Raw genomic sequence first — 22676 nt, 5'->3', positions numbered from 1 at the left:
CCCGGGGTACGGTCGTCCGCCCGCTGAGACTGTGATCTTCACGGCTCCCAGCTGCGGAAACAGCGGGCCCGACGGAGGTCGGACCCGCTGCTCAGGGGTGGTGCGGACGAGGGGCGCCCGGGGCGCTCGGGGGGCGTTCGGCGGGCGCTCGGGGGCGCTCGGCGGGCTCAGTGGCCGATGGCGTCCCAGCCCTCGATCTCCTCGGGGCGGCGCGGGCCGGGGCCGATGTAGCGCGCGGCGGGGCGCACGAGCCGGCCGGTGCGCTTCTGCTCCAGGATGTGCGCCGACCAGCCCGCGGTGCGCGCACAGGTGAACATCGAGGTGAACATGTGCGCCGGCACCTCGGCGAAGTCCAGCATGATCGCGGCCCAGAACTCGACGTTGGTGGCCAGCACGCGGTCGGGGCGGCGGTTGTGCAACTCCTCCAGCGCGGCCTTCTCCAGCGCCTCGGCGACCTCGAAGCGCGGGGCGCCGAGCTCCTTGGCGGTGCGGCGCAGCACGCGGGCGCGCGGGTCCTCGGCGCGGTAGACGCGGTGGCCGAAGCCCATCAGGCGCTCGCCGCGGTCCAGCGCGTTCTTGACCCAGGTGGTGGCGTCGCCGGTGCGCTCGATCTCCTCGATCATGCCGAGCACGCGGGACGGCGCACCGCCGTGCAGCGGGCCGGACATCGCGCCGACCGCGCCGGAGAGCGCGGCCGCCACGTCGGCGCCGGTGGAGGCGATGACGCGGGCGGTGAAGGTGGAGGCGTTCATGCCGTGCTCGGCGGCGGAGGTCCAGTAGGCGTCGATGGCCTTGACGTGCTTCGGGTCCGGCTCGCCGCGCCAGCGGATCATGAACCGCTCGACGACCGTCTCGGCCTTGTCGATCTCGCTCTGCGGGACCATCGGCAGGCCCTGGCCGCGGGCCGACTGGGCCACGTAGGACAGCGCCATCACGGCGGCGCGGGCGAGGTCGTCGCGGGCCTGCTCGGCGGAGATGTCGAGCAGCGGCTTGAGGCCCCAGACCGGGGCGAGCATGGCGAGCGCGGACTGCACGTCGACCCGGATGTCACCGGAGTGCACCGGGATCGGGAACGGCTCGGCGGCCGGCAGGCCGGGGTTGAACTTGCCGTCCACCAGCAGGCCCCAGACGTGGCCGAAGGAGACGTGGCCCACCAGGTCGTCGATGTCGACACCGCGGTACCGCAGCGCGCCGCCTTCACGGTCGGGTTCGGCGATCTCGCTCTCGAACGCGACGACTCCCTCAAGCCCGGGTACGAAGTCGGACATACGACGGCTCCTTCAGTTCTGCGATCGGCGCTGCGCCGTGGTGGGGCGGCGCGCCAGTGACCGAATGGTGGTTGGCACTCGGTGCCAGAGTGACAGGCACCGGGTGCATTGCGCCATACACCACCATGGTGATGTTGCGCTTGGGCCCGCTTGACTTTTCCGCCGAGGGTCGGTCGTGCCCGGGAATCTCCGGAACCAAACGCCTGGTTCGGGACAATTCACCGTACGGGGGGCGGTCGAGCGGTGGCGGGACACCTTATCTCCCACCGGGGTTTGTCCGGAGGTAGCGGTGCCGGTTGCTTGTCGTACGGGATGATGTTGACGTGCAGACCCCGGAACGCGCCCAGTCGACGCCCCTGAGCCCCGCCACCCGGATCCTGGCCGACGATGCCCGGCCCGGACCGGACCTCACCGTGATGCGCAAGCACTACACCCACGAGGGCCTGGTCGAGGAACAGCTCGCGCCCGAGCCGATCGCCCAGTTCACCCGCTGGTTCCACGAGGCGGACGACGCCGGGGTGGTCGAGCCCAACGCGATGGTGCTCTCCACCGCCGACGCCCAGGGGCGGCCCAGCTCGCGCACCGTCCTGCTCAAGGGCTACGACGCGCGCGGCTTCGTCTTCTTCACCAACTACGGCTCCCGCAAGGGCTCCGAGCTCGCCGCCAACCCGTACGCCGCGCTGCTGTTCCCGTGGATCGCGCTGGCCCGCCAGGTGATCGTCCAGGGGCGGGTGGAGAAGGTCGGCCGGGACGAGACCGCCGCCTACTTCCGCACCCGGCCGCACGGTTCGCAGCTCGGCGCCTGGGCCAGCGAGCAGTCCAGTCCGGTCGGCGGGCGCGACGTCCTCGAACAGCGCTACGCCGAACTGGAGCGCCGCTACCCGGAGGGCGAGGGCGTGCCCGTGCCGCCGTTCTGGGGCGGGTACCGGGTGATCCCGGAGAGCGTGGAGTTCTGGCAGGGGCGGGAGAACCGGCTGCACGACCGGCTGCGCTACTTCGCCGATCCGGCCGGAGCGGGCGGGTGGCGGGTGGAGCGGCTCTGCCCGTAGCGGGCGGGTCTGCGAGGCGTTCGAATACCGGCGCGTCCGTCGGTGGGTTCGCCGTCGGGCTCGTCGGGCTCGTCGGGCTCGTCGGGCTCGTCGGGTCCGCCATCGGGCTCGTCGGGCTGGCTGTCGTGCGGTGGCGGGGGAGTGTGGGGCGCTGTCGAATCGCGCCAACTGGCCTTCGCCGACCGGTGGTTCGGATGGGGCGCGAGCGCCGGGGGAGCGGGCTCCGGCCGCGCCGGGGGAGCGGGTCGGGCCGGGGCGGCGGCCGTACGTCGGCGGAGGGGCGCCGCCAGGGTGGGTTCGGCGGCGCGACGCCGGTCCCCTGTGCGCCGGTCAGGTGCCTTCACGCGACCGCCGAGTGGGTGAACTTTTGGCGAGACTTCGCTGCGTGAAGGGGGTAGTGGGCTGTTAGGGGCGCGCAAGAGCACGGCGCAGCCCACGTGCTGGCAGTACCCTGGTCGACTAGGCCGACCTATATACCCGGCCCTGCTTCTCTCTAACCCCCATCGTGGAAGAGAATCGAACATGACACCCGCACTGGACACCATGCCCCGCACTGAACTGACGGAGCCTCAGGGTGAAACCCGGCCTTCACTGGCCGACCTCGCCCAGCTCGGCGCCGAGGAGCTCTCCACCAGGATCCGACGAGCCCTGCCCGACACCGGTGCGGGTGCGGTGCCGGTCGCGGCCTTCAACTCCTCCATCTGATCGGCCGACTGACCATCGGCTCCGGCTGAATCCGATCGACCATGACGCCAACTCCGCTGCCTTTCACCCAGTTCGTCGTGAAAGTGCACAGCCGGTGTGATCTCGCCTGCGATCACTGCTACGTGTACGAGCACGCCGACACCAGTTGGCGTCGACGCCCCAAGGTCATCGGTGACGAAGTCCTGAACAGGATCGCCGAGCGGATCGGCGACCACGCGGCCGCACACCGGCTGCCCGCCGTCCGGGTCGTCCTGCACGGGGGAGAGCCCCTGCTCGCCGGCCCGGACCGGTTACGCCACGCGGCCAAGGCGCTCCGGGCGGCCCTGCCGCCCGGCTGCGCACTCGACCTGCGCATCCACACCAACGGCGTCCAACTCGACGACGCCTACTGCGAACTCTTCGCCGAAGTCGGCATGAGGGTCGGCGTCTCGCTCGACGGCGACCGCGCCGCCAACGACCGCCACCGCCGCTTCGCCGACGGCCGCAGCAGCCACCCGCACGTCCTGCGGGCGGTCGAGCGGCTGCGCCGGCCCGCCTACCGGCACCTCTACGCCGGGCTGCTCTGCACCGTCGACATCGAGAACGACCCGGACGCCGTCTACCGCGCCCTGGCCGAACTCGACCCCCCCGCCGTCGACTTCCTGCTGCCGCACGCCACCTGGGAGGACCGGCCGAAACCGGCCGTCGACGGTGCGCGAACGCCGTACGCGGACTGGCTGTTGGCCGTGTACCGGAGATGGGACGCCGACGGCCGCCCGTTCGCCGTCCGCACCTTCGAATCCGTCCACCGGACGTTGCGCGGGCTCTCCAGCCTCACCGAATCGCTCGGCCTGGAACCGTCCGACCTCGTCGTCCTGGAGACGGACGGCAGCTTCGAACAGGCCGACAGCCTCAAGACCGCCTACGACGGCGCGCCGGAGACGGGGTACGACGTCTTCACGCACAGCCTCGACCAGGTCGCGCTGCACCCCGGCATGACCGCCCGCCAGTCGGGGCTGGCCGGGCTGAGCGCCGCCTGCCGGGCCTGCCCGGTCGTCCGCAGCTGCGGCGGCGGCCTGTACGCCCACCGGTACCGGGCCGACACGGGCTTCGACAATCCCTCCGTCTACTGCGGTGACCTCATGAAGCTCATCAACGAACTCGCCGGCGACGCCGCCGGTTCCGCCTCTGGTTCCGCTGCCGGTTCCGCCGCCGCTTCCGCTGTCGGGGCGGGTCCTTCTGTCCCCGCCCAGGCCGGGGAGCCGGTGGTGCCGGCCACCCTCACCGAGCGGCAGCTCGACCAGCTCGCCCGCGGGTACGGGGACCAGGACACCGTACGGGCCCTGTCCCGCGCCCAACTCGCCCTCACCCGGGCCATGCTGGCCGCCGCCTGGGACGCCTCCGGGCAGCCCGGATCGGCCGCGTGGGCGTTGCTGTCCGAACTCGACGCGAGCGCACCCGCCGCCGTCGACACCGTCCTCGCCCACCCGTACGCCCGCGCCTGGGCCGCCCGCCGGCTCGCCGGGGACCTCACCGTCGGGCTCGGCCCGCTGGCCGCCTTGGCCGCCGCCGCCGCCGTCCGCGCCGGGCGGGGGGACGCGGTCGCGGTGCCGGTGCGCGGCGGGTGGCTGCACCTGCCGACCCTCGGGCGGACCGCCACCCCGGACGGGGAGGCGGTCGTCACCGGCCTGGCCGACGGATTCAGCGTGCGGGTGTCCGACGGATCGGTGTCCGCCGCCCTGGACGAGCCGCTGCGGCGGGTCCGGCTGGCCGGAGGGTGGACGGTCACCCTGGAGGACGTCGACCCGCTGCGCGACAGCCACGACCACGCCGTGGCCGGCCGGCTCTCCGACGGCGAACTGCTCGACTGGACGGGCGCGTTGCGCGAAGCCTGGGAACTGCTCGGGCACGACCTGCCCGCGTACGCGGAAGGCCTCCGGGCCGGCCTCACCACCATCACCCCGCTACGGCCGGGCCCCGCCGGGCGGGACGTCAGCTCGGCCGCCCGGCAGGCCCACGGCGCGGTCGGCATCGCCCGGCCCGCGACCGCGCCGACGCTCGCACTGCTGCTCGCGCACGAGTTCCAGCACGTCAAACTCGGCGCCGTACTCGACCTGTTCGACCTCCACGACCCGGCCGACGACCAGCTGTACCTCGCGCCCTGGCGGCCCGACCCGCGCCCGCTCGAAGGCCTGCTCCAGGGCACCTACGCGCACCTCGCCGTCACCGAGTACTGGGGCACCCGCGCGCTCGCCTACGACGGGCTGCCGGGCGAGGCCGCCGACCGGGCGCGTACCCAGTTCGCGCTCTGGCGCCGGTACACCGCCGAAGCCGTCGACCGGCTGGCCGGATCCGGCGCCCTCACGGCGCTCGGCTTGCGCTTCGCCGACGGCATGCGTGAGAGCGTCGCTCCGTGGCTCGCCGTGCCGTTGCCCGCCGCCGCCGAACGGGCCGCCGAACGGGCCCGCCACGAGCGCGGCCACGCCCGCCCCGCCGAGGTCTGACCCAGAGGAGCGGCCATGCGCACCGTCACTGCTCTCACCGGCACCGCCCTCACCGATACCGCCCTCACCGATACCGCCCTCACCGCTGGGGGTCTGGTCGCCGGGTTCGCCCAACTCGGCGTCCGCCCAGGCATGGTGGTGCACGTCGAGGCCTCCCTGCGCGCCCTCGGCCCGGTGGACGGCGGCGCCGCCACCGTCGCCGACGCGCTGCTCCACGTCCTCGGCCCCGGCGGCACCCTGGTCGCCTACACCGCCACCCCCGAGAACTCCGCCACCTCGCGCATCCACCAGACCGCCACCGCCGGCCTCACCCCGGCCGAGACCGCCGCCTACCGGGCCCGGATGCCGCGGTTCGACCCGGCGAACACCCCCTGCTCGCCGACCATGGGCGCCCTCTCCGAGGAGATCCGCACCCGCCCCGGCGCCCTGCGCAGCCGCCACCCCCAGACCTCCTGGACGGCCCTCGGCCGGCACGCCCGCGAGATCACCGCCCACCACCCCCTCACCTCCCACCTCGGCCCCGAGTCCCCGCTCGGGCGCCTCTACGACCTCGACGCCAGGGTGCTGATGCTCGGCGTCCCGATGGCCCGGTTCACCGCCTTCCACCTCGCCGACCAGCGCATGCCCGACGTCCCCCTGCGTGAGTACCGCTGCGTCGGCCCCGACGGCTGGCTCACCTTCCGGGCCCCCGAGCTCGACGACCTCCACTTCGCCGACCTCGGCACCCAGGTCCTCGCCGCTGCCACCGGCATCACCACCATCCACCTCGGCACCACCGACTGCCGCCTCGTCCCCGTCCGCGAAGCCGTCGACCTCGCCGAACACCTCCTCCGCCCCTGACGGTCCCGCGCCCCCGCCCCTCCTCCAGTTCGGTTGCTCCCGTCGCCGCTTCGGCCCCGCCGAAGCGGCGACGGTCCTGTCCAGGTCTCTTGTGCGTAGGAAGTCGGCCTCACCGACTTCCTACGCACAAGGACGCGCCTACCTGTGGAGAGGGCTGGGCCTGCGCTCTCCGCACAGGCCCGGCCCGGTCATGACGTCGGCCCGCGTCCCAGGACACCTGGGACGCGGGCCGACGGATGCGGTGTTGCACAAGAAGTCGGTGGGGTCGACTTCTTGTGCGACCCTCGCAGCAGGTTCGGTGGCGACGGAGCTGTTCGGCGCGATCACGTGATCACCCGGCCCCTGACGGACTACCTCCGTTTCGAGTTCGCGCACTATGTCCACAACGTCGCGGCCGGCGAGGACATCCGGATTCTCGACCTGACCGGCCGCGAGAATCCGGGCTTACCGGATCAGGATTTCTGGATGTTCGACGAGTCCAGGGTGGTCCCGATGAACTACCGCCCGGACGGGACGCAGATCAGTCGCGAGGTGTTCGACGGCGACCCGATCCGATTCGTCGAGTGGAAGCGCTTGGCCGTATCCGAGTCGGTTCCTTTCTCGGAGTACGTGAGAGCAAGCGGCTGAGTGTCTCTGGATCCGGAACGGCTCGGACAGTCCAAGTCCGAGCTGGGGAAGAAGCTGCGAGAGCTGCGCAAGCGAGCCGGCCTGGTGGTGGGGGAGGAGGGGAGGCCGGACCTGGGCCGGTTCGGCGTGACCGTCGGTGTAGACGGTGCACAGTCCGTCTGACTGGATGATCCTGGTAACACCGTCCCGGCCCGTTGACGACCGCTCCGCGCCGCTCTAGAACGGAGCACAGGCCCCGGACACGGCAGGACGTGTCGCGGCACGGACTGCCGGGGCACCCCCGAGAGATCCTGAGGAGCAATGCCATGGCTCCAGACGACAACGGCTGCCCGGTGCTGGACATGACCGCCCGGGCCCTGCACCAGCAGAACGCGGAGCTCCGCGCCGCCGGGCCCGCCGTGCGGGTCGAACTCCCCGGCGGCATCATCGCCTGGTCCGTGACCCGCAGCTCGGTGATCCGCGCTCTGACCGGCGATCCGCGGGTCTCCCGCGACCCGCGCAAGCACTGGCCCGGCCTGGCCGCGGTGCCCGAGGGGTGGCCGATGGGCCCGATCGCGTTCCAGCAGAACTTCTTCAACCGCTACGGCGACGAACACCGCTCGGCACGACGACGGATGGCGCCCTCGTTCTCGCCCCGCCGGGTGTCCGCGCTGCGGCCCGGGATCGAGGCGACGACCACCGCCCTGGTCGGCGCGTTCCGTGACCTCGCCCCCGGCGAGGCCGTGGACATCCGCCGGGCCCTCTCGCTCCCGCTCACCATGACGGTGATCTGCGACCTCTTCGGCGTACCCGCCGACATGCGGCCGCAGATCGGCCGGTCGATGGACACCCTGCTGACGACGACGGCGACGACCGAGCAGATGACGGTCGCGCGGGCGGAGATCAACGTGGTGCTGGTCGAACTGCTGGAGCTCAAACGGCGCGACCCCGGGCCCGACCTCGCCAGCGACGTGGCCGCCGTCGGCACCGGCGGCGACACGGGCCGCGCCGAGGAGGAGTCCCGCGACGAGCTCTTCCTGATGCTCGGCGCCGGGTACGAGACGGCGGTCAACCTCATCACCAGCGCCGTCCAGGCGCTCCTCACCCACCCCCGCTACCTGGCCCAGGTCCGCGAGGGCGCCCTCGCGTGGGAGGACGTCATCGAGGAGACCCTGCGCCACGAGAGCCCGGTGATGCACATCCCGCTTCGCTACCCGCTGGAGGACATCGACCTCGGCGAGGGCGTGGTCATCCGGCAGGGCGAGCCGATCCTGCTCGGATTCGGCGCGGCCGGCCGGGACCCGGAGGTCCACCCGGACCGGCCGGACGACTTCGACCCGACCCGCCCCGACACGGAGCACCTGTCCTTCGGCTACGGCCCGCACTTCTGCCTCGGCGCACCCCTGGCCCGGCTGGAGGCCGAAGTGGCCCTGGACGGCCTCTTCGGCGCCTACCCCGGCAGTGTCCTGGACCCGGCCAGCCCGACGCCGGCCCGCCTGGAGTCCGTCATCATCAGCGGCCCGGCCGAGCTCTGGATCGTCCCGAGGCCCACCGCAGAGTGACGGCGGCACCTGGGGGAAGGGCGGCTCCCGCGAGTTCGCGGGAGCCGCCCTTCCGTCGAAGGCGGCGACGTTCCTGTCGAGCCTCCCTGTGCATAGGAAGTCGGTGGGCCCGACTTCCTATGCAGGGCCGGATGCTTCTACACAGTGGCCTCACAAGCTGTCATCGCGGCGGCCAGCACGCGTTTCCGAGTGATCCATTCCGTATTGCCGGCTTCGACTGAGCACCGTAGGGCCTCGATCATCTCTTCGTCGGCTGCAGCCGGTCTGGCCAGGTGCGCCCGCATGTAGTGCCTGAAGATTGCCGGCAACTGCTCGGGCCGGGTTGCGGCCTTGGCCTGCAGGGAGAAGAGGGGGAGGAACCAGGCTTCGAAGCTCTCCTTGATCGCCGGGGTGGCTCGGTATGCGTCGTGGAGCGGTTGAAGATCTGCCGTGTGGTTGTAGGGCAGGTGTCCGTGGAGGGCATAGCGGAGGCGGATGCCGTCGTGTTCGCGGAAGTGCAGGCCGTGGGCGGCGATGTGGTTGGCGGCATTCTGGGTGGTGGCCATGACGGCCACCTCCGCCCGGTGCCTTCGGGCTGCGGCGAGGACGGTGGCATGGATGCCGGCGCGCGGGTCGAGCACGAGGCGGTCGAGACCGACTGGCGACAGGTCGATGCCGTGGTCGCGGGTACGGGAGAGGATCAGGCGCCCTGGAACCTTGCCGACGGTGCCCTGAAGGTGTCTGGGCTGCTGTCGGTGACTGGCGTGGATGTCCGAGCGGTCGAGGATGGGGCGGTCCTTGGCGAGTTCGGCGACAAGGTGAAGGCTTGTGCGGTCCCGGGTGTCGGTGCTGCCGCAGGCGTTGCAGGGGCGGCCACCGGTACCGGTCATGTGGCCGCAGGCCCGGCAGGTGGGAACGGTCTCACGGCTGATGGTCAGGGTGCCGGCGCGGAGGTTGTTCTCGATCATCTCCAGGGCGAGGCTTGCGACCTCAGTGTCGGTGTCGGTCATGATGCCGCCTGCCGGAGACTGCCCCGGCGCGTACTTGCTCGCGATGAGGTCGGCCTCAAAGCGCTGACGGGGGATCTTCGGCCCCTCAGCCTCGCGGTGGCGGAGGTCTCCGGCGAGGGTGGCGGTGTTCCACAGGTGGGGTGCGGGCGGTGAGCCGAGGATGGCGTTGAGGGCGGCGGCGAGGCGGATGCCGACGGCCTTGCCGGGGCGGGTGCCGAAGATGAAGGTCCCGTTCTGGACAGGGCCGTTGAGGAACAGGTGTCGCACGGACTCCTCCTAGATCGGCGGGGTCGTGGTTCGCGTCCGGGTGAACCGGCCGTCTCGCAGTTCGTAGTGGAGGATCGCGGCGTTGGGCATCTTGCCCTTCCGCTCCTCGGCGAGGATCTCGGGCAGGGTGCAGGCTTCGAGTAGGGAGCGGAGTGCCACTGCGGCGGTCTGGTGGGTGAAGGCGACGATGGTGCTCGATTCCTGGAGTTCGGCCTGGGCGAGGGCGGCGAACTCGGTGGCCCGGTTGAGTACGCCTTCGGCGAGCGACTCGCCGCCACCCGGTGCGGTCCAGAGGTGCTTGCGCAGGCGGCGGTCCTCGGCGAGTTCGGGGTAGCTGTCGTTCAGCTCACGCTTGGTCATGTAGGTGGCGTCGCCGTAGTGCTGCTCGTCGAGGAGCGTGGTCTGCTGGGGCCAGCCGTCGGGGATGTCGGGCAGGGCGATCGCGGCGGTGTCGATCGTCCTGCGGTAGGTCGACGTGTAGACGCGTGGCGTGGGGCCGGCGAGCTTCGGCAGGATGCCGGCGAGCCACTGGGCCTGCCGGAAACCGTGCGGGGTGAGGCCGACGATCGTGCGGGAGATGGTGTGGGCGACGGCTCCGGTGCAGGGGCGCGGGTCCTGGTAGAAGCCGTGGTACTTGTCGGCGTTCTCGACGGACTCGGCGTGCCGGATGACGAGCAGGGCCACCGCGCGGCGCCTACGCGGCGAGGTTGGCGACGTAGGAGCCGCTGACGGTCCAGGGGGTGAGCTCGATGCCGAAGCTGCTGCGGTCGCCGTCCTGGGAGTGGACGAGTTTGCCGGACAGGTGCACGGTGTCTCCGGATCGGAACGCGCCGGTGTAGGCGCCGAGGTAGGAACGCATGTGGGTGATCCGGCGGGCGAAGGAGTCGGGCTCGTCGATGGTCGAGCTCAGGATGGTCCTGACCTTGATCCCATAGAGCGCCGGGGTGGTGAGGCCTTCGGCGTGGTCGGTGATTCTCGCGAGGAGGGAGATCTCTCCGATCTCCTTGGAGGAGATGCGGGAGAAGGGTCTGTCGCGGTCGGAGCGGATGGGTTCGCAGTTGATGTGCGCGCCGGAGCTGGAGGTGAGCCCCTGGAGCTTTCGGCGTTCCTGCTTGATGAGGGCCTCGAAGGAGCTGCCCTCCATGTACTTGGCCCGGCGGATGTACAGCCGGGTCAGGTCGTCTCCGTCGTAGGGCTTGATCAGAGCGGTCTGCTGGAACAGGTCCTGGGCGGCCTCGTAGCCCTCCGGCCCGTAGCAGACGAGGTCGATGTCCGAGCGTTCGTTGAAACAGCCGACGAGAAAGGACCCGGTGACACCCAGGAGATCCCGGGCGCCGTTCGTGGCGACCCACTCGGTGATCGCCAGGAGGTCCTTGCCTGCCGGATTGTCGGCGACCGATCCGGGTTCCTCATGGATGGCAGAGAGGGCCTGGCGGCACGAGTAGTGGACGGCGACGTCCTCGCGCGGAATGCCCGTGATGACGCAGCCGAGGGCGTCGGAGTAGACGTAGCACTCCGGTCGGTCGGCAAGGATGCCGAAGGATTTCGACACGACACTGTTCTGCCGGTAGGTCCGGCCGAACACCCGCCGGTCCCCCTTCTCGTCCGGGTGGTACTTGACGTAGCCCAGGTAGTGGCTGCCGGGGTGGCTGTCCCCGATGACCTTGAAGACGACGCCGTGGTGATCCATCAGGTAGTCACGGTCGCGGACGATGGGGACCGGCCTACCGGTGTTCAGCGGCGAACTGCTCCAGAGCGGGGAAGGCTCCGGTGTCAATCGTGGTGGACGACTCATACTGCTCAAGTCCCATCGAGAAGAGGGCGCGGCGGTACTGCCACTTGATGTGCTTGTCATGCCCTGCGGGGTGAGTGGGCCGCATGAGGGCGAGGAAGAAGAAGCACTTGACGAGCAGGAAGTCGCCCAGGTGATCGCTCACCCGCCGGCCGATCAGGGACGTGCTGGTCCGGTCGAGTGCGACGGTGTACGTGGCGCGCTGCTCCGAGGTGATGGTGTAGCCCTTGCCTCCACCTTTGAAGGCCACGATGTCGAGCGCCGGGTACACGTCGTAGCCGAACGGGATCGGTCCGTGGTGCTGCCAGTCGATGATCCCGGCCGTGAGGATGTTGGGCAGACCGTAGTCCAAGTGCCCGTGCACGATGGGGAGTCGGGACAGCCGGTCGAGGGCGTGCTCGACGGCCTGGTGGACCCGCGGCGTGTCGAAGTCCGGGTTCTCCTCGAAGACGGCCGCTGCGAAGGCCGCCTTCTCGAACCACGGGGTCGAGGGCAGAGGGTGCCTCGCCTGGGCCTGTAGGAGCTTCGAGGCGACGGCGGCCGCGGTGCTGATCACGTGGTCGCCGACCTGTCCGGCCCGCTGAGTGTCGGCCAGGGCGTCCTCGTGCAGTGAGCTGTTGCCGATGGTGCGTTCGATGGCGAAGTAACTTCCGCCTTCGAATCCGCTGTCGACAATCGCAGGTACGGGGTATCCAAGTCCGGCGGCCAGCTGCTGGAACTCGACTTCCGCCCGCAAGTCCTCTCCGCCGGTCCGCTTGTAGAGCGAGCCGTCAGCCGATCTCCAGACCGCACCCCGGGTGGCGGTCCGGTCCTTCACGAACTCCCAGGTGTTCATCGGCCCGTCCTTCTGCCGTACCGAGTCGCCGTAGCGCAGGCGTCCAGACTAGGAGGGTTCGAGCAGGCCGGACAACGATATTCCCGTCAGTGAATAAATATCACCCACGGTAAATCATCGACCATTCGCTGAGCCGCCCCCTGGCCTCGTCGCCGAAGAGGGCGGATTCTTCGAATATCGAGAAAATTTCACGATAGCGCTGGATGTCCCGGTGATCGCGAAATGCGAGACGGCCGGTGAACGACTCCACAGTGGCGAGGCGGTCGTCGTACACCGTGAACGTGTTCATTGGTCCGCGAGTAATAAGTGTCCCATATGGAATCACGCCGATTCGAACGGACGGCAGATGGGTGAGCGATGCAAGGCGGTCAATCTGGACGGCCATTGCCTGAGGAGGAAGCAGTGCCCAATTCACCGCCTGCTCCGTGAGCAGGAACGTGAATGACTTTGATTCGTCGTAGAGAGCCACCTGGCGTTCCAGCTTGCGGCCCACGATGATCGCCCTGTCGCCGGGGGAGTGGCTCAAGCTGGCCCGAATGTACTCGGGCGTGGCCAGGAGGCCTGTGATCATTGCCGGCAGGAAATATCGCAGCTCTGTCGCGTCCGACTCCAGCGACGCCAGCTCCGCCTGTCGCTTTTCGATGCCCCGGCGCCATGAGGTTCGCTTGTCCTGCCACTCGGTATTGGCCGTACGAGCCAGCGAGGATACTTCCCGGACGAGGGCGGCCGGAGCCCCAAGAGCCCTGAGGATGCGCTCCACATCGACGAGGGTCGGGGTCAGTTTTCCGGTCTCGATCTTACTGATCTTGCTCTGGGAGATGCCACAACGCACCGAAAGCCGGTCTCCTGTGAGACCGGCTTCCAGGCGGAGCCTTCTGAGCGTTTCGGCCAGATCGGACTTCGACCGGCCGAGCTGATCTGGATCGAGCGTCACCCGAGCTCTTTCAGATATTCGGAAAACGGCACGGAGTGAGCCAGGGCGATTCTTTTCCACTCGCGGTGGCGGCGCATGTCGCCGCTGACCAGCTCCCGGTTGATCTGGGTGCCGTCAGGTCGGAAGTTCAGGTGGACCGCCGAGGTGTCATCGAACAGCCACCAGTCCTGGTCGGGGATACCGAAGTTCCCTTCAGTGGCGTCCAGGATTCGAATGTCTTCCCCGGCGGCGATGTTGCCGGGGATGCCCCAGGCGAACTGGTACCGCTGGTAGTCCGTGAGGGGGCGGCGCACCACCCGGACGCGGCCGATCGTCCGCCCCGAGGAGACGAAGCCGTGCACCCTCCGGTGCCACGCCGCGTTGTGATCGACCGGCTTCGGCTCGCCGCGCAGAAAGCGGGCCAGGCTCTCTGCTTCCCTGGGCATGGTGTAGGCGGGCTGCGCCTCGAACCGGAACGCTTCGTGCTGGTAACTGTCGAAGTGAGCGCGCCACTGGTCACCATCCAAGAGCACGGATGGCCTCCTCCAGGACGTGTCGGGGAATCTCGACGGCGGACTCCCCGGTGGGCACCTTCAGGGCCGTGAAGTGGTCGCCCTGGACCACGAACGTCCCTCGGTCGGTGGCGTACACGTTCGGGCAGTCGTCATCGTCGCAGTTCGGGCCGTTGAACTTGCCGGTAAGACGCAGCAGTTGCGGGTACTCAGCCATGCTGACCCCTTCCAGGTCGAGTGCCTCCCAACCCATCAACGACGCTAAGGCCGGCTGCGGCGCCTGTCCAAGCCGTATCGGGCATATTCCTGATCTGGAATAAGAATCTTGCCGGGGGTCTCCCGCTCTGACGCTCCGGGGAGCTGTTGACCGGCGGCTCCTTGCGAGGGGCAACCGCTGGTCCGGCTGAAGTCCGTCATCATCAGAGGCCCGGCCGAGCCCTGGAGCTGATGTGCTCCAGAAAGCGCTTGGAGAAGATCGTCTCGGCACTGGTGTCGGCGAGAGAAGGTGACCCGCTTCATCGCGCCGATACGATCTTTCCACCCGTCCTGGCCGCGCTGGAGGAGCAGACGTGACACAGCAGACTGCCGAGGAACGCCCGGGAATCGCCGCCGCGATCGTGGCCCACGAAGGCCGCGTCCTGATGGTCCGGCGGCGGGTCAGCGAGGGCCAGCTCTCGTGGCAGTTCCCGGCTGGTGAGATCGAGTCCGGCGAGTCGCCCGAGCTGGCGGCTGTCCGAGAGACGGCGGAGGAGACCGGGCTCGGTGTGGCCGCGATCAAGCTCCTGGGTGAGCGCGTGCACCCGAAGACCGGCCGACTGATGTCGTACACGGCCTGTGAGGTCGTCAGCGGCACCGCCGAGGTGGTCGACACGGAGGAGCTGGACCAGCTCGCGTGGGTGGCTCTCGCCGAGATCCCCGAGTACGTGCCGTACGGGCTGTTCGAGCCGGTGCAGGAGTATCTCGATACCGCGCTCAGCGCCGATCGGTAGGCGGCGGCTCCCGCGAGTTCGCGGGAGCCGCCCTTCTGCGCTGTGTGGGTCAGGCGGTGAAGTGGTCGAACTCGCCGGCCTTGGCGCCGAGGAGCCAGGCGTTGAGCTTGGTGCGGGTGGTGGTGACGATGTGGGCGGGGTCGTCGGACTCGCGGATGTAGACCAGCTCACCCTCGGAAGCGACCTCGATGCAGTTGGTCTGCTCCCCACTGAAGCTCGACTTCTGCCAGTTGAGCTGTTCCATGCTTACCTTCCCTGTACTGCGTACCGAATGTGCTGGAGCAAGCCCCATGAGTCGCGATATGAGGGCGATAGCTCGGATGCGCTGGCCGTCAGAGGCGGGAGTGCCAGGCCTTTGAGTCGTTCGAACTGTCGCCGGAACGAGGCTACTGCTTCGGGCTCGCCAAGGAATGGTGAGCCCTGGGGCTGTTCCATCAAGACGGTGTCGAGCTTGGAGTGTCGGCCGTGAAGCAGCATGAACGGGGTGTCGGCCGAGGCGAACACGGTGCAGTCGAACGGCAGGATCTGGATGGTGACGTGAGGCAGCTTGCCGACCTCGGCCAGGTGGTTCAGCTGGTCACGCATGACGGTAGGTCCGCCGTACATCGTTCGTAGCGCAGCCTCGTGGATCACGGCATGAAATGGCGTCCCGTTCTCGACGCTCAGGATGCGTTGCCGCGACTGTCGGAACTCGACCGTCTTCTGCGCGTATTCGAGGATGACCTCGCTGTAGCCCTTGGTCTGGAGCAGGCCAGGGATCAGTAGCGTCTCGTATGTGTCCAGGCGGGTAGCGCCGTGTTCGAACTCGGCGAGATCGAGGGCTGACGTTGGAACGTAGGGCCGGTAGTCGGTCCACCAGCCCTTGCCGTTGCTCTGGCCCATGGCGAGAAGGCCTGCTCGATACTCGGGATCGTTGGCATGGCAGGCGTCGAGCCAGAGGGCCAATCGCTCAGGATTGATACCAAGCCTGCCCGACTCGGTGTGGCTGACGGCTGGTCCCTTCATGCCGACCAGCTCGCCGAGTTCTGGAAGGGACATGCCTGCGCTGGTGCGGAGACGCCGCAGCTCATCGCCAAGTCGACGCTGTCGTTCGCTGATTGCGGTCCTGAATCCCATGCACGTGCCCTTCTCGTGCAGTAGTTCGGCCAACGAGTAGGCCGCCTACTGAAAGTGTAGATCTAGATGCGGAGAGTGTTGCAGGATTGTGGTGATTGGCCCTACAGTCCACTCACCAATCACTTTGCACCGCTGGGAGATTCCCCATGTGTGACCCCAACCTCAACTCCCCCTCCCTCACCGTCTCTCGCGAGGCGTTGCGCGACACCATGGCGCGCGCCGGGTACCCCAATTCCTCCATCGGGGATGCCGAACTCGCTCTCGTGGAGCTGGTGGTGAACGCCTGGCGGCACGGGTTGACCGCCGCGCCCGTCGTCCTGGTCGCCGTCGTCCACGGGACGCTCCGCGTCACCGTCGCGGACCGCAGTCCCGTGCTGCCCGAGCAGCGGAAGCCCGACCCGTTCGCCCAGTCCGGGCGGGGGTTGATGCTGGTGGAGGGGCTCATGCACCGCTGGGGTGCGGAGCCGCAGAAGCTCGGCAAGCGCGTTTGGTTCGAGCTGGACGGCGCCGCGTGATCGCCCACCACCCGATCCACCCCGCCGACCCGGCCCTGCGGCAGCTCACCGGCCGGCAGATCACCGAACTGATCGTCGATCTCCGCACGGAGGGACGCGAGTTCGGCCTCCTCTGGCCGTCCGCCCAGTCCGGCGAGACCGATCTGAACGGCCGTGCCCTGGTCTCCATCGGCAACATCCCGGCCAGCACCTTGATCAACCTGCTGACTCTGCTGCGCGAGTTCAAGCGCCGACGGGGCCAGGCGTGACGGGCATGCTGGTCCTGATCCTGCTGGCCGCCGCCGTCGGCGGTGTCTGCCAGGCCCGGTCCGAGCGGCTGCGGGATCGACGGGATCGGACATAGGTGCCATGCATGGCACGCGGGCCCGCCTCCTCCAGGCGGGCCCGCGCCATGCCCGGCCGTGGAGGTCAGGCGATGAAGTGGTCGAACTCGCCGGCCTTGGCGCCGAGGAGCCAGGCGTTGAGCTTGGCGCGGGTGGTGGTGACGATGTGGGTGGGGTTGTCGGACTCGCGGAGGTAGACGAAGTCGCCGTCGGAAGCGATCTCGATGCAGTTGGCTTCCTCCCCGCTGACGCTCGGCTTCTGCCAGTTGAGGTGGTCCATGGCTACCTTCCTTGTACTCCGTGGCGGACGTGCTGGAGCCACGATAAGCGGGCGCACAGCCGCGTCGTTTCGGTCATGTCAATTCGTACGACTCGTTGTGCTATTCCCTTGGGTCCTCAGTCGTTCCTACACTGAGACCCCGCCGCACGGGGGCTGCGGGAACCAGGTTGCCGACGGGCCCGGGGGAGGCGCGTGTGAACGACCGTGGCTGGGACGAGGACGATGCCCGGCCGTACTTCTTCCTCTCCTACGCGCACACCCCGAAGGCCGGCACGCGCGGCGCCGGTGATCCGAACCACTGGGTGCGCCAGCTGTACCGGGACCTGTGCGAGGCGGTGCTGCAACTGACCACGGTCCCGGCCGGGGTGCCGGTCGGCTTCATGGACGAGTCCATGCACCAGGGGGAGTTGTGGGCGGAGCGGCTGTCGGAGGAGCTGGCGACCTGCCGGGTGTTCGTACCGCTGTACTCGCCCCGGTACTTCAACAGCGTCCCGTGCGGGCAGGAGTGGCACGCCTTCACCCGCCGCCCGGTGTACCCGGCGACGATCGACGCGGAGCGCACCAGTGGCATCGTGCCGGTGCTGTGGGCGCCGATGAGTCGCTACCGGCTGCCCAAGGTGGCCAGTGAACTCCAGTTCAACCACGCCAGTTTCGGGCCGGACTACGCCACCGAGGGCCTGTACGCGCTGATGAAGCTCACCTACTTCCGCTCCGCCTACGAGCTGGCCGTGCACCGGCTGGCGGCGCGGATCGTGCAGGTGGCGGAGGAGACGGTGATCCCGGTCGGGCGGCGGCTGGACTTCAACGGCCTGCCCAGTGCCTTCGACGTGAGCGCGCCGACCAAGCAGCTGCGGATCTCCGTACTCTCCTACCATCAGGGCGAGTTGCCGCCCGACCGCAATCCCGACTTCTACGGCACCCGGCGCACCGACTGGCACCCCTATCGCCCGGCCGGCTCGCCGATCGCCCAGCACGCGGTGCGGCTGGCCCGGCAGTTGGGGTTCCAGCCGACCGTGCACGAGTTCGACGACGAGGTCGAGTCCATCATCGAGGGGGAGGCGGCAGCCCCCGGCCTGCTCCTGCTCGACCGGTGGGCGCTGCGCGACCCGGACCGCCGGGAGCTCGTCCGCCGCTTCGACCGCTCGGACGCCACCTGGGTGAGCGTCCTGGAGCCGTGGAACACCGAGGACCCCGAGTGCGAGGAACGCGGCGGCGACCTCGGAGAGTTGAGCGACCAGGCGCTGCGCATCACCCGGCGGGCGAGCCGCCCCAGCTTCCTCGGCGTGACCGGCCCGACCGGGCTGAACACCCTGGAGGACTTCGACGACGCGCTGCCCCGGGCCGCCATGAAGGCCAAGTACGCCTTCGAGGGCCGCACCAGGGCCGAGCCGGAGGACCCGCCGCCGCCCCGCCCGAACCTGCGGGACGCGTTCCGGCGCGGCCCGGGCGCGGCCCCGTTCGGCCGCGACGCCCCCTTCGGGCAGGACGGCTCCGGACCCGACGACCACCCAGACCGTGACGACGGCGATGACCCCGATGACGGGATGGCGCCCTTGGGAGGACGACCCAGATGAGCGAGAACCCCACCAGGAACTTCCGCGTCGGGGGCCTCACCGTGGCCGAACTGGCCGCCCAGCGGGAGGCCGAGCGACGGTCCGTGGAGCAGGACCGCAACGGCCGGATCATCACCTTCTACTCCTACAAGGGCGGCACCGGGCGCACCATGGCGCTCGCCAACACGGCATGGATCCTGGCCGCCAACGGCTACCGGGTGCTCACCGTGGACTGGGACCTGGAGGCGCCGGGCCTGGCCAAGTTCTTCCACCCCTTCCTCGACCCGGCCTCGCTGGCCGGCACGACCGGGATGATGGACCTGATCGCCGAGTACCGCGAGGAGGCCCTGCGCCCGGTCGAGCACGCCGAGGGCTGGCACCTGGACTTCGCCAGGGTGCACCCGCACGCGCTGTCGCTGTCCTGGCCGCTGTTCCCGACCGGGGGCAGCCTGGACTTCCTGTCCGCCGGCCAGTTCAACCGGGACTACTCCGAGGCCGTCACCCACCTGGACTGGGACATCTTCTACGACCGCTTCGACGGCGGGCAGTTCTTCGACGCCCTCAAGGCCGACATGAGCAAGCGGTACGACTACGTGCTCATCGACTCGCGCACCGGACTGTCCGACATCGCCGAGATCTGCACCGTCCAGATGCCCGACGACCTGGTGGTCTGCTTCACCCTGAGCGACCAGTCCATCGACGGTGCCTCCCGGATCGCCCAGCACATCCACGACCGCTACCGCGAGCGCGGCATCCGCATCCTGCCCGTCCCGATGCGCATCGACGAGGGCGAGAAGGAGAAGGCCGACGCCGGCCGCTCCCTCGCCCGGGTCCGCTTCGACGGGCTGCCGGCCGGCCTCAACGGCGAGGAACTCGCCTCCTACTGGGGCTCGGTGGAGATCCCGTACCGGCCGTTCTACGCCTACGAGGAGATCCTCGCCACCTTCGGCGACCAGACCGGCACCCCCACCTCGATGCTCGCCGCCTGCGAGCGGCTCACCGCGATGATCACCCGGCGCAAGGTCACCTCCCTGCCGGTCATGGACGAGGAACTACGGCTGCGCTACGTGGACGCGTTCACCCGCCGCCGCCCGTCCGTCCCCGCCGACCTCTACCTCTCCTACGTCCCCGAGGACCGGATGTGGGCGGACTGGATCGAGTCCGTGCTCACCCGGGCCGGCTTCCGGGTGCTGCCCCGCGACCTCAGCGCCGGCACCGACACGCGCGAGGAGACCGAACGCGGCATCGACGCCGCCTACCGGACCGTCGCCGTGCTCTCGCCCGCCTACCAGCGCTCCCCGCAGGCCCGGGCGCTGTGGGAGTCCGTGGTCAACTCCGACCCCGCCGGCACCCGGCGCCAGCTCGTCCCCGTCCGCGTCGGCGACGTCAGGCTCACCGCACCCTTCAGCAACCGCAACCCCGTCGACCTCGTCGGCCGCGACGAGACGCAGTCCGTCCAGACCCTGCTGCGTGCCCTCGGCCGCGGCGACGTCGTCCTGACCGAGCCCAACGGCGGCGGGCCGCGCTTCCCCGGCAGCAAGCCGACCGTGTGGGACGTCCCGCCGCGCAACCCCTCCTTCACCGGCCGCGCCGCCGTCCTGGAACAACTGCGCAACCAGCTGCGCGGCGGCATGGCGGCCGTCCTGCCCACCCCCCAGACGCTGTACGGGCTCGGCGGCGTCGGCAAGACCCAGGTCGCGCTGGAGTACGCGCACCGGTTCATGTCCGACTACGACCTGGTCTGGTGGATCGACGCCGAACAGACCGAACTCGTCGCCCCCGCCCTCGCCGACCTCGCCCGCCGGCTCGGCCTGCGCGTCGGCGACTCCGTCACCGAAGCCGCCGAGGCCGCCCGGGAGGCGCTGCGCCGCGGCGTGCCCACCTCGCGCTGGCTGCTGATCTTCGACAACGCCGACGAACCGGCCGAGATCCGCCGCTTCTTCCCCGGAGGCTCCGGCCACATCCTGGTCACCTCCCGCAACCAGGCCTGGACCGGGCACGCCGAGGCGCTGGAGGTGGACGTCTTCACCCGCGGCGAGAGCGTCGAGCACCTGTGCCGGCGCGCCCGCGGCCTGTCCCGCCCGGACGCCGACCGGGTCGCCGAGGCGGTCGGCGACCTGCCGCTCGCCGTCGAGGTCGCGGCCGCCTGGCTGGACACCACCGGCACCCCGGTGGAGACCTACGTCGCCCAACTGCACGCCGAGGCGGCCCGCGCGCTGGCCGTCGCCCGCCCCGCCGACTACCCGACCCCGGTCGGCGCGACCTGGAACGTCTCCATCGGCCGGCTGCGCCAGCAGTCCCCGGCCGCCGTCCGGCTCCTCCAGCTCTGCGCGTTCTTCGCGCCCGAGCCGATCTCGATGAACCTCTTCTACAGCGACCAGATGATCCGGGCGCTGGTGAAGTACGACGCCGACCTCAGCGACAAGTTCATGCTGGGCAAGGTGATCCAGGCGATCGGCCGGTACGCGCTGGCCAAGGTCGACGCCGGCAGCAACAGCTTCCAGGTGCACCGGCTCGTCCAGGCGGTGATCCGGGCCGAGATGACCGACGACGAACAGGAGATCGCCGTCCACGAGGTGCATCGCATCCTGACCGGCGCCCGGCCGGTCCTCGGCGACACCGACGACCCCGCCAACTGGCCCGCCTTCGACGAGATCTGGCCGCACCTGTCGCCCTCCAAGGCGCACAACTGCGACGAGGCGGACACCCGCCAGCTGCTCATCGACCGCGTCCGCTACCTCTGGAAGCGCGGCGAACTCGACCGCGCCCGCGACCTCGGCCACGCCCTGGACACCGAGTGGACCAACAAGCTCGGCGAGAACGACCGGCAGACCCTGCTGCTGCGCTTCCAACTCGCCAACGTGCTGCGCTCCCAGGGCAACTACGCGGAAGCACTGGCCCTGGACGAGGACACCCTGGAACGCCAGCGGGCCCTGCTCGGCGAGCACCACCCGTACACCCTGATGACGGCCGGCTCCCTCGGCGCCGACCGCCGGGCACTCGGCCGGTTCCAGGCCGCACTCGACCTCGACCGCGAAATCCTCGACCAGTTCCGCGAGTTGTTCGGCGACGACAACCCGCGCACGCTCTCGATGGCCAACAACCTGGCCATCGACTACCGGCTCGTCGGCAACAGCGAGGCCGCCCGCGAACTCGACCAGGAGACCCTCGACCGGCGCACGGCCGTCCTCGGCCCCCGGCACCCCTACACCCTCTCCACCAAGTCCAACCTCGCCCGCGACCTGCGCGAACTCGGCGACTACCGCGGCTCGGTGGACCTGCTCCAGGAAGTCACCTCCGACCTCGGCGACGTCCTCGACCCCGACCTGCCGGAGAACCTGCGCAACGCCAAGTCCCTGGCCGTCTCACTGCGCCGCATCGGCGCGCTCGCCGAAGCCCGCCGGATCACCAAGGAGACCTACGAGCGCTACCTGGAGCGCTACGGCGCCGACGCCCCCGACGCGCTCGCCTGCGCGCTCAACCTGGCCGCCGACCACAGCGCCTCCGGCGACAAGGAGGCCGCCCGCGACCTCTGCTCCACCGTCTTCGAAGGCCACCGCCGCCTGTTCGGCGACGAACACCCCTTCACCCTGGCCTGCGCCAACAACCTCGGCATCTACCTGCGCGGCAGCGGTGACGTCCAGGGCGCCATCGAACGCGGCCGGCTCACCGTCGAGGGGCTCACCGACTCCGTCGGAGCGGACCACCCGTACACCCTCAACGCGGTGATCAACCTGGCCAACGCCTACGGCGACGACGGCCAGATCGGCCTCGCCGAGGAACTCGGCCGGGCCGCCTACCAGGGCCTGTGCGAGCGCTACACGCCCCGGCACCCGGACGCCGTCGCCTGCGAGGCCAACCTGTCGATCACCCTGCGCTCGGCCGGTCGGCACACCCAGGCCGCCGAACTGCGGGCCCGCGCGATCGGCGAGCTGATCCGGCAGTTCGGCGAGGAGCACCCCAACACGGTCGCGGCGCGCGGCTGGAAGCGGATCAACCGGGACCTGGAGCCGCAACCGGTGTAAGCGGCGGTGCAGGCGCCGGTGAGAGCACGGCCTCCGGCCGGGGGCGGCGGGTAC

At 70.0% G+C, this 22676-nt stretch carries 22 protein-coding genes; 11 read left to right on the top strand and 11 right to left on the bottom strand.

Annotation, left to right across the window (positions count from 1 at the left end; genetic code table 11):
• Positions 1 to 167: 167 nt before the first annotated feature.
• Positions 168 to 1268, bottom strand: coding sequence for a citrate synthase 2 (locus OG556_RS15180; RefSeq protein WP_350877533.1), 1101 nt, complete (start codon positions 1266 to 1268; stop codon positions 168 to 170).
• A gap of 416 nt (positions 1269 to 1684) precedes the next feature.
• On the opposite strand from OG556_RS15180, the gene pdxH reads away from it, so the two are divergent.
• The 6 genes from pdxH to OG556_RS15150 all read left to right on the top strand — a co-directional run bounded on the left by pdxH (position 1685) and on the right by OG556_RS15150 (position 8513).
• Entirely contained in the window at positions 1685 to 2317 is a 633-nt protein-coding gene (pdxH, locus tag OG556_RS15175; RefSeq protein WP_363585069.1) for a pyridoxamine 5'-phosphate oxidase, read from the top strand.
• Positions 2318 to 2839: 522 nt separating this feature from the next.
• Positions 2840 to 3022 (top strand): FxSxx-COOH cyclophane-containing RiPP peptide, encoded by a 183-nt coding sequence (fxsA, locus tag OG556_RS15170; protein WP_350877535.1) that lies wholly within the window; start codon positions 2840 to 2842, stop codon positions 3020 to 3022.
• Between the two features lie 41 nt (positions 3023 to 3063).
• Positions 3064 to 5505 carry an FxsB family cyclophane-forming radical SAM/SPASM peptide maturase gene (locus OG556_RS15165; protein WP_371517501.1) on the top strand — a complete coding sequence of 814 codons (2442 nt, stop codon included), beginning with the start codon at positions 3064 to 3066 and terminating at the stop codon, positions 5503 to 5505.
• A 15-nt stretch (positions 5506 to 5520) separates the two neighbouring features.
• Positions 5521 to 6345, top strand: a complete 825-nt coding sequence (locus OG556_RS15160) for an aminoglycoside N(3)-acetyltransferase (protein WP_371517500.1) — start codon at positions 5521 to 5523, stop codon at positions 6343 to 6345.
• 144 nt (positions 6346 to 6489) lie between these two features.
• Positions 6490 to 6972, top strand: coding sequence for a DUF6879 family protein (locus OG556_RS15155; protein ID WP_371517498.1), 483 nt, complete (start codon positions 6490 to 6492; stop codon positions 6970 to 6972).
• A gap of 305 nt (positions 6973 to 7277) precedes the next feature.
• A complete protein-coding gene (locus OG556_RS15150) occupies positions 7278 to 8513 on the top strand; it encodes a cytochrome P450 (RefSeq protein ID WP_371517497.1) in 1236 nt (411 codons plus the stop codon).
• Between the two features lie 137 nt (positions 8514 to 8650).
• On the opposite strand, the gene OG556_RS15145 is transcribed toward OG556_RS15150, so the two are convergent.
• The 7 genes from OG556_RS15145 to OG556_RS15115 form a co-directional block, all read right to left on the bottom strand.
• Entirely contained in the window at positions 8651 to 9769 is a 1119-nt protein-coding gene (locus OG556_RS15145; RefSeq protein WP_363584975.1) for a hypothetical protein, read from the bottom strand.
• 9 nt (positions 9770 to 9778) lie between these two features.
• Positions 9779 to 10453, bottom strand: a complete 675-nt coding sequence (locus OG556_RS15140) for a histidine phosphatase family protein (RefSeq protein WP_363632108.1) — start codon at positions 10451 to 10453, stop codon at positions 9779 to 9781.
• A 10-nt stretch (positions 10454 to 10463) separates the two neighbouring features.
• A complete protein-coding gene (locus tag OG556_RS15135; protein WP_363584978.1) occupies positions 10464 to 11459 on the bottom strand; it encodes a nucleotidyltransferase domain-containing protein in 996 nt (331 codons plus the stop codon).
• A gap of 34 nt (positions 11460 to 11493) precedes the next feature.
• Positions 11494 to 12396, bottom strand: a complete 903-nt coding sequence (locus tag OG556_RS15130; protein ID WP_371517495.1) for a phosphotransferase — start codon at positions 12394 to 12396, stop codon at positions 11494 to 11496.
• A gap of 100 nt (positions 12397 to 12496) precedes the next feature.
• Positions 12497 to 13330, bottom strand: a complete 834-nt coding sequence (locus OG556_RS15125) for a helix-turn-helix transcriptional regulator (RefSeq protein WP_363632111.1) — start codon at positions 13328 to 13330, stop codon at positions 12497 to 12499.
• Positions 13327 to 13842, bottom strand: coding sequence for a DUF6879 family protein (locus tag OG556_RS15120; RefSeq protein ID WP_363632112.1), 516 nt, complete (start codon positions 13840 to 13842; stop codon positions 13327 to 13329). The genes OG556_RS15125 and OG556_RS15120 overlap by 4 nt, the downstream gene beginning before the upstream one ends.
• Positions 13826 to 14038 carry a hypothetical protein gene (locus OG556_RS15115; RefSeq protein WP_363584986.1) on the bottom strand — a complete coding sequence of 71 codons (213 nt, stop codon included), beginning with the start codon at positions 14036 to 14038 and terminating at the stop codon, positions 13826 to 13828. The genes OG556_RS15120 and OG556_RS15115 overlap by 17 nt, the downstream gene beginning before the upstream one ends.
• Before the next feature lie 352 nt (positions 14039 to 14390).
• Between OG556_RS15115 and OG556_RS15110 the strand changes: the two genes are divergently transcribed.
• A complete protein-coding gene (locus OG556_RS15110; RefSeq protein ID WP_363632113.1) occupies positions 14391 to 14810 on the top strand; it encodes an NUDIX hydrolase in 420 nt (139 codons plus the stop codon).
• Between the two features lie 49 nt (positions 14811 to 14859).
• Here the strand turns inward: OG556_RS15110 and OG556_RS15105 are convergent, their stop codons facing one another.
• Positions 14860 to 15054 (bottom strand): DUF397 domain-containing protein, encoded by a 195-nt coding sequence (locus OG556_RS15105; protein WP_363584990.1) that lies wholly within the window; start codon positions 15052 to 15054, stop codon positions 14860 to 14862.
• 2 nt (positions 15055 to 15056) lie between these two features.
• A complete protein-coding gene (locus tag OG556_RS15100) occupies positions 15057 to 15926 on the bottom strand; it encodes a helix-turn-helix transcriptional regulator (RefSeq protein ID WP_363584992.1) in 870 nt (289 codons plus the stop codon).
• Between the two features lie 146 nt (positions 15927 to 16072).
• Here OG556_RS15100 and OG556_RS15095 point away from each other — a divergent pair, with 146 nt between their 5' ends.
• A complete protein-coding gene (locus tag OG556_RS15095) occupies positions 16073 to 16441 on the top strand; it encodes an ATP-binding protein (protein WP_063348181.1) in 369 nt (122 codons plus the stop codon).
• The gene (locus OG556_RS15090; RefSeq protein ID WP_371517494.1) at positions 16438 to 16689 is read left to right on the top strand and encodes a hypothetical protein; all 252 of its coding nucleotides are present in this window, start codon (positions 16438 to 16440) and stop codon (positions 16687 to 16689) included. The genes OG556_RS15095 and OG556_RS15090 overlap by 4 nt, the downstream gene beginning before the upstream one ends.
• A gap of 160 nt (positions 16690 to 16849) precedes the next feature.
• Here OG556_RS15090 and OG556_RS15085 read toward each other — a convergent pair whose 3' ends face one another.
• Positions 16850 to 17044, bottom strand: a complete 195-nt coding sequence (locus OG556_RS15085) for a DUF397 domain-containing protein (protein ID WP_371517493.1) — start codon at positions 17042 to 17044, stop codon at positions 16850 to 16852.
• 194 nt (positions 17045 to 17238) lie between these two features.
• Here OG556_RS15085 and OG556_RS15080 point away from each other — a divergent pair, with 194 nt between their 5' ends.
• Together OG556_RS15080 and fxsT are read left to right on the top strand one after the other, a co-directional pair.
• Entirely contained in the window at positions 17239 to 18618 is a 1380-nt protein-coding gene (locus OG556_RS15080) for a TIR-like protein FxsC (protein WP_363584998.1), read from the top strand.
• Between the two features lie 83 nt (positions 18619 to 18701).
• Positions 18702 to 22622: an FxSxx-COOH system tetratricopeptide repeat protein gene (gene fxsT, locus OG556_RS15075; protein WP_363585070.1), complete on the top strand. Its 3921-nt coding sequence runs from the start codon at positions 18702 to 18704 to the stop codon at positions 22620 to 22622.
• Positions 22623 to 22676: the final 54 nt, after the last annotated feature.

Source organism: Kitasatospora sp. NBC_01300 (genome assembly GCF_041435235.1).
In the GTDB taxonomy this organism is placed as follows: Bacteria; Actinomycetota; Actinomycetes; order Streptomycetales; family Streptomycetaceae; genus Kitasatospora.
Note: the sequence above shows the minus strand (reverse complement) of the source record. Positions and strands in the feature narration are given on the sequence as shown.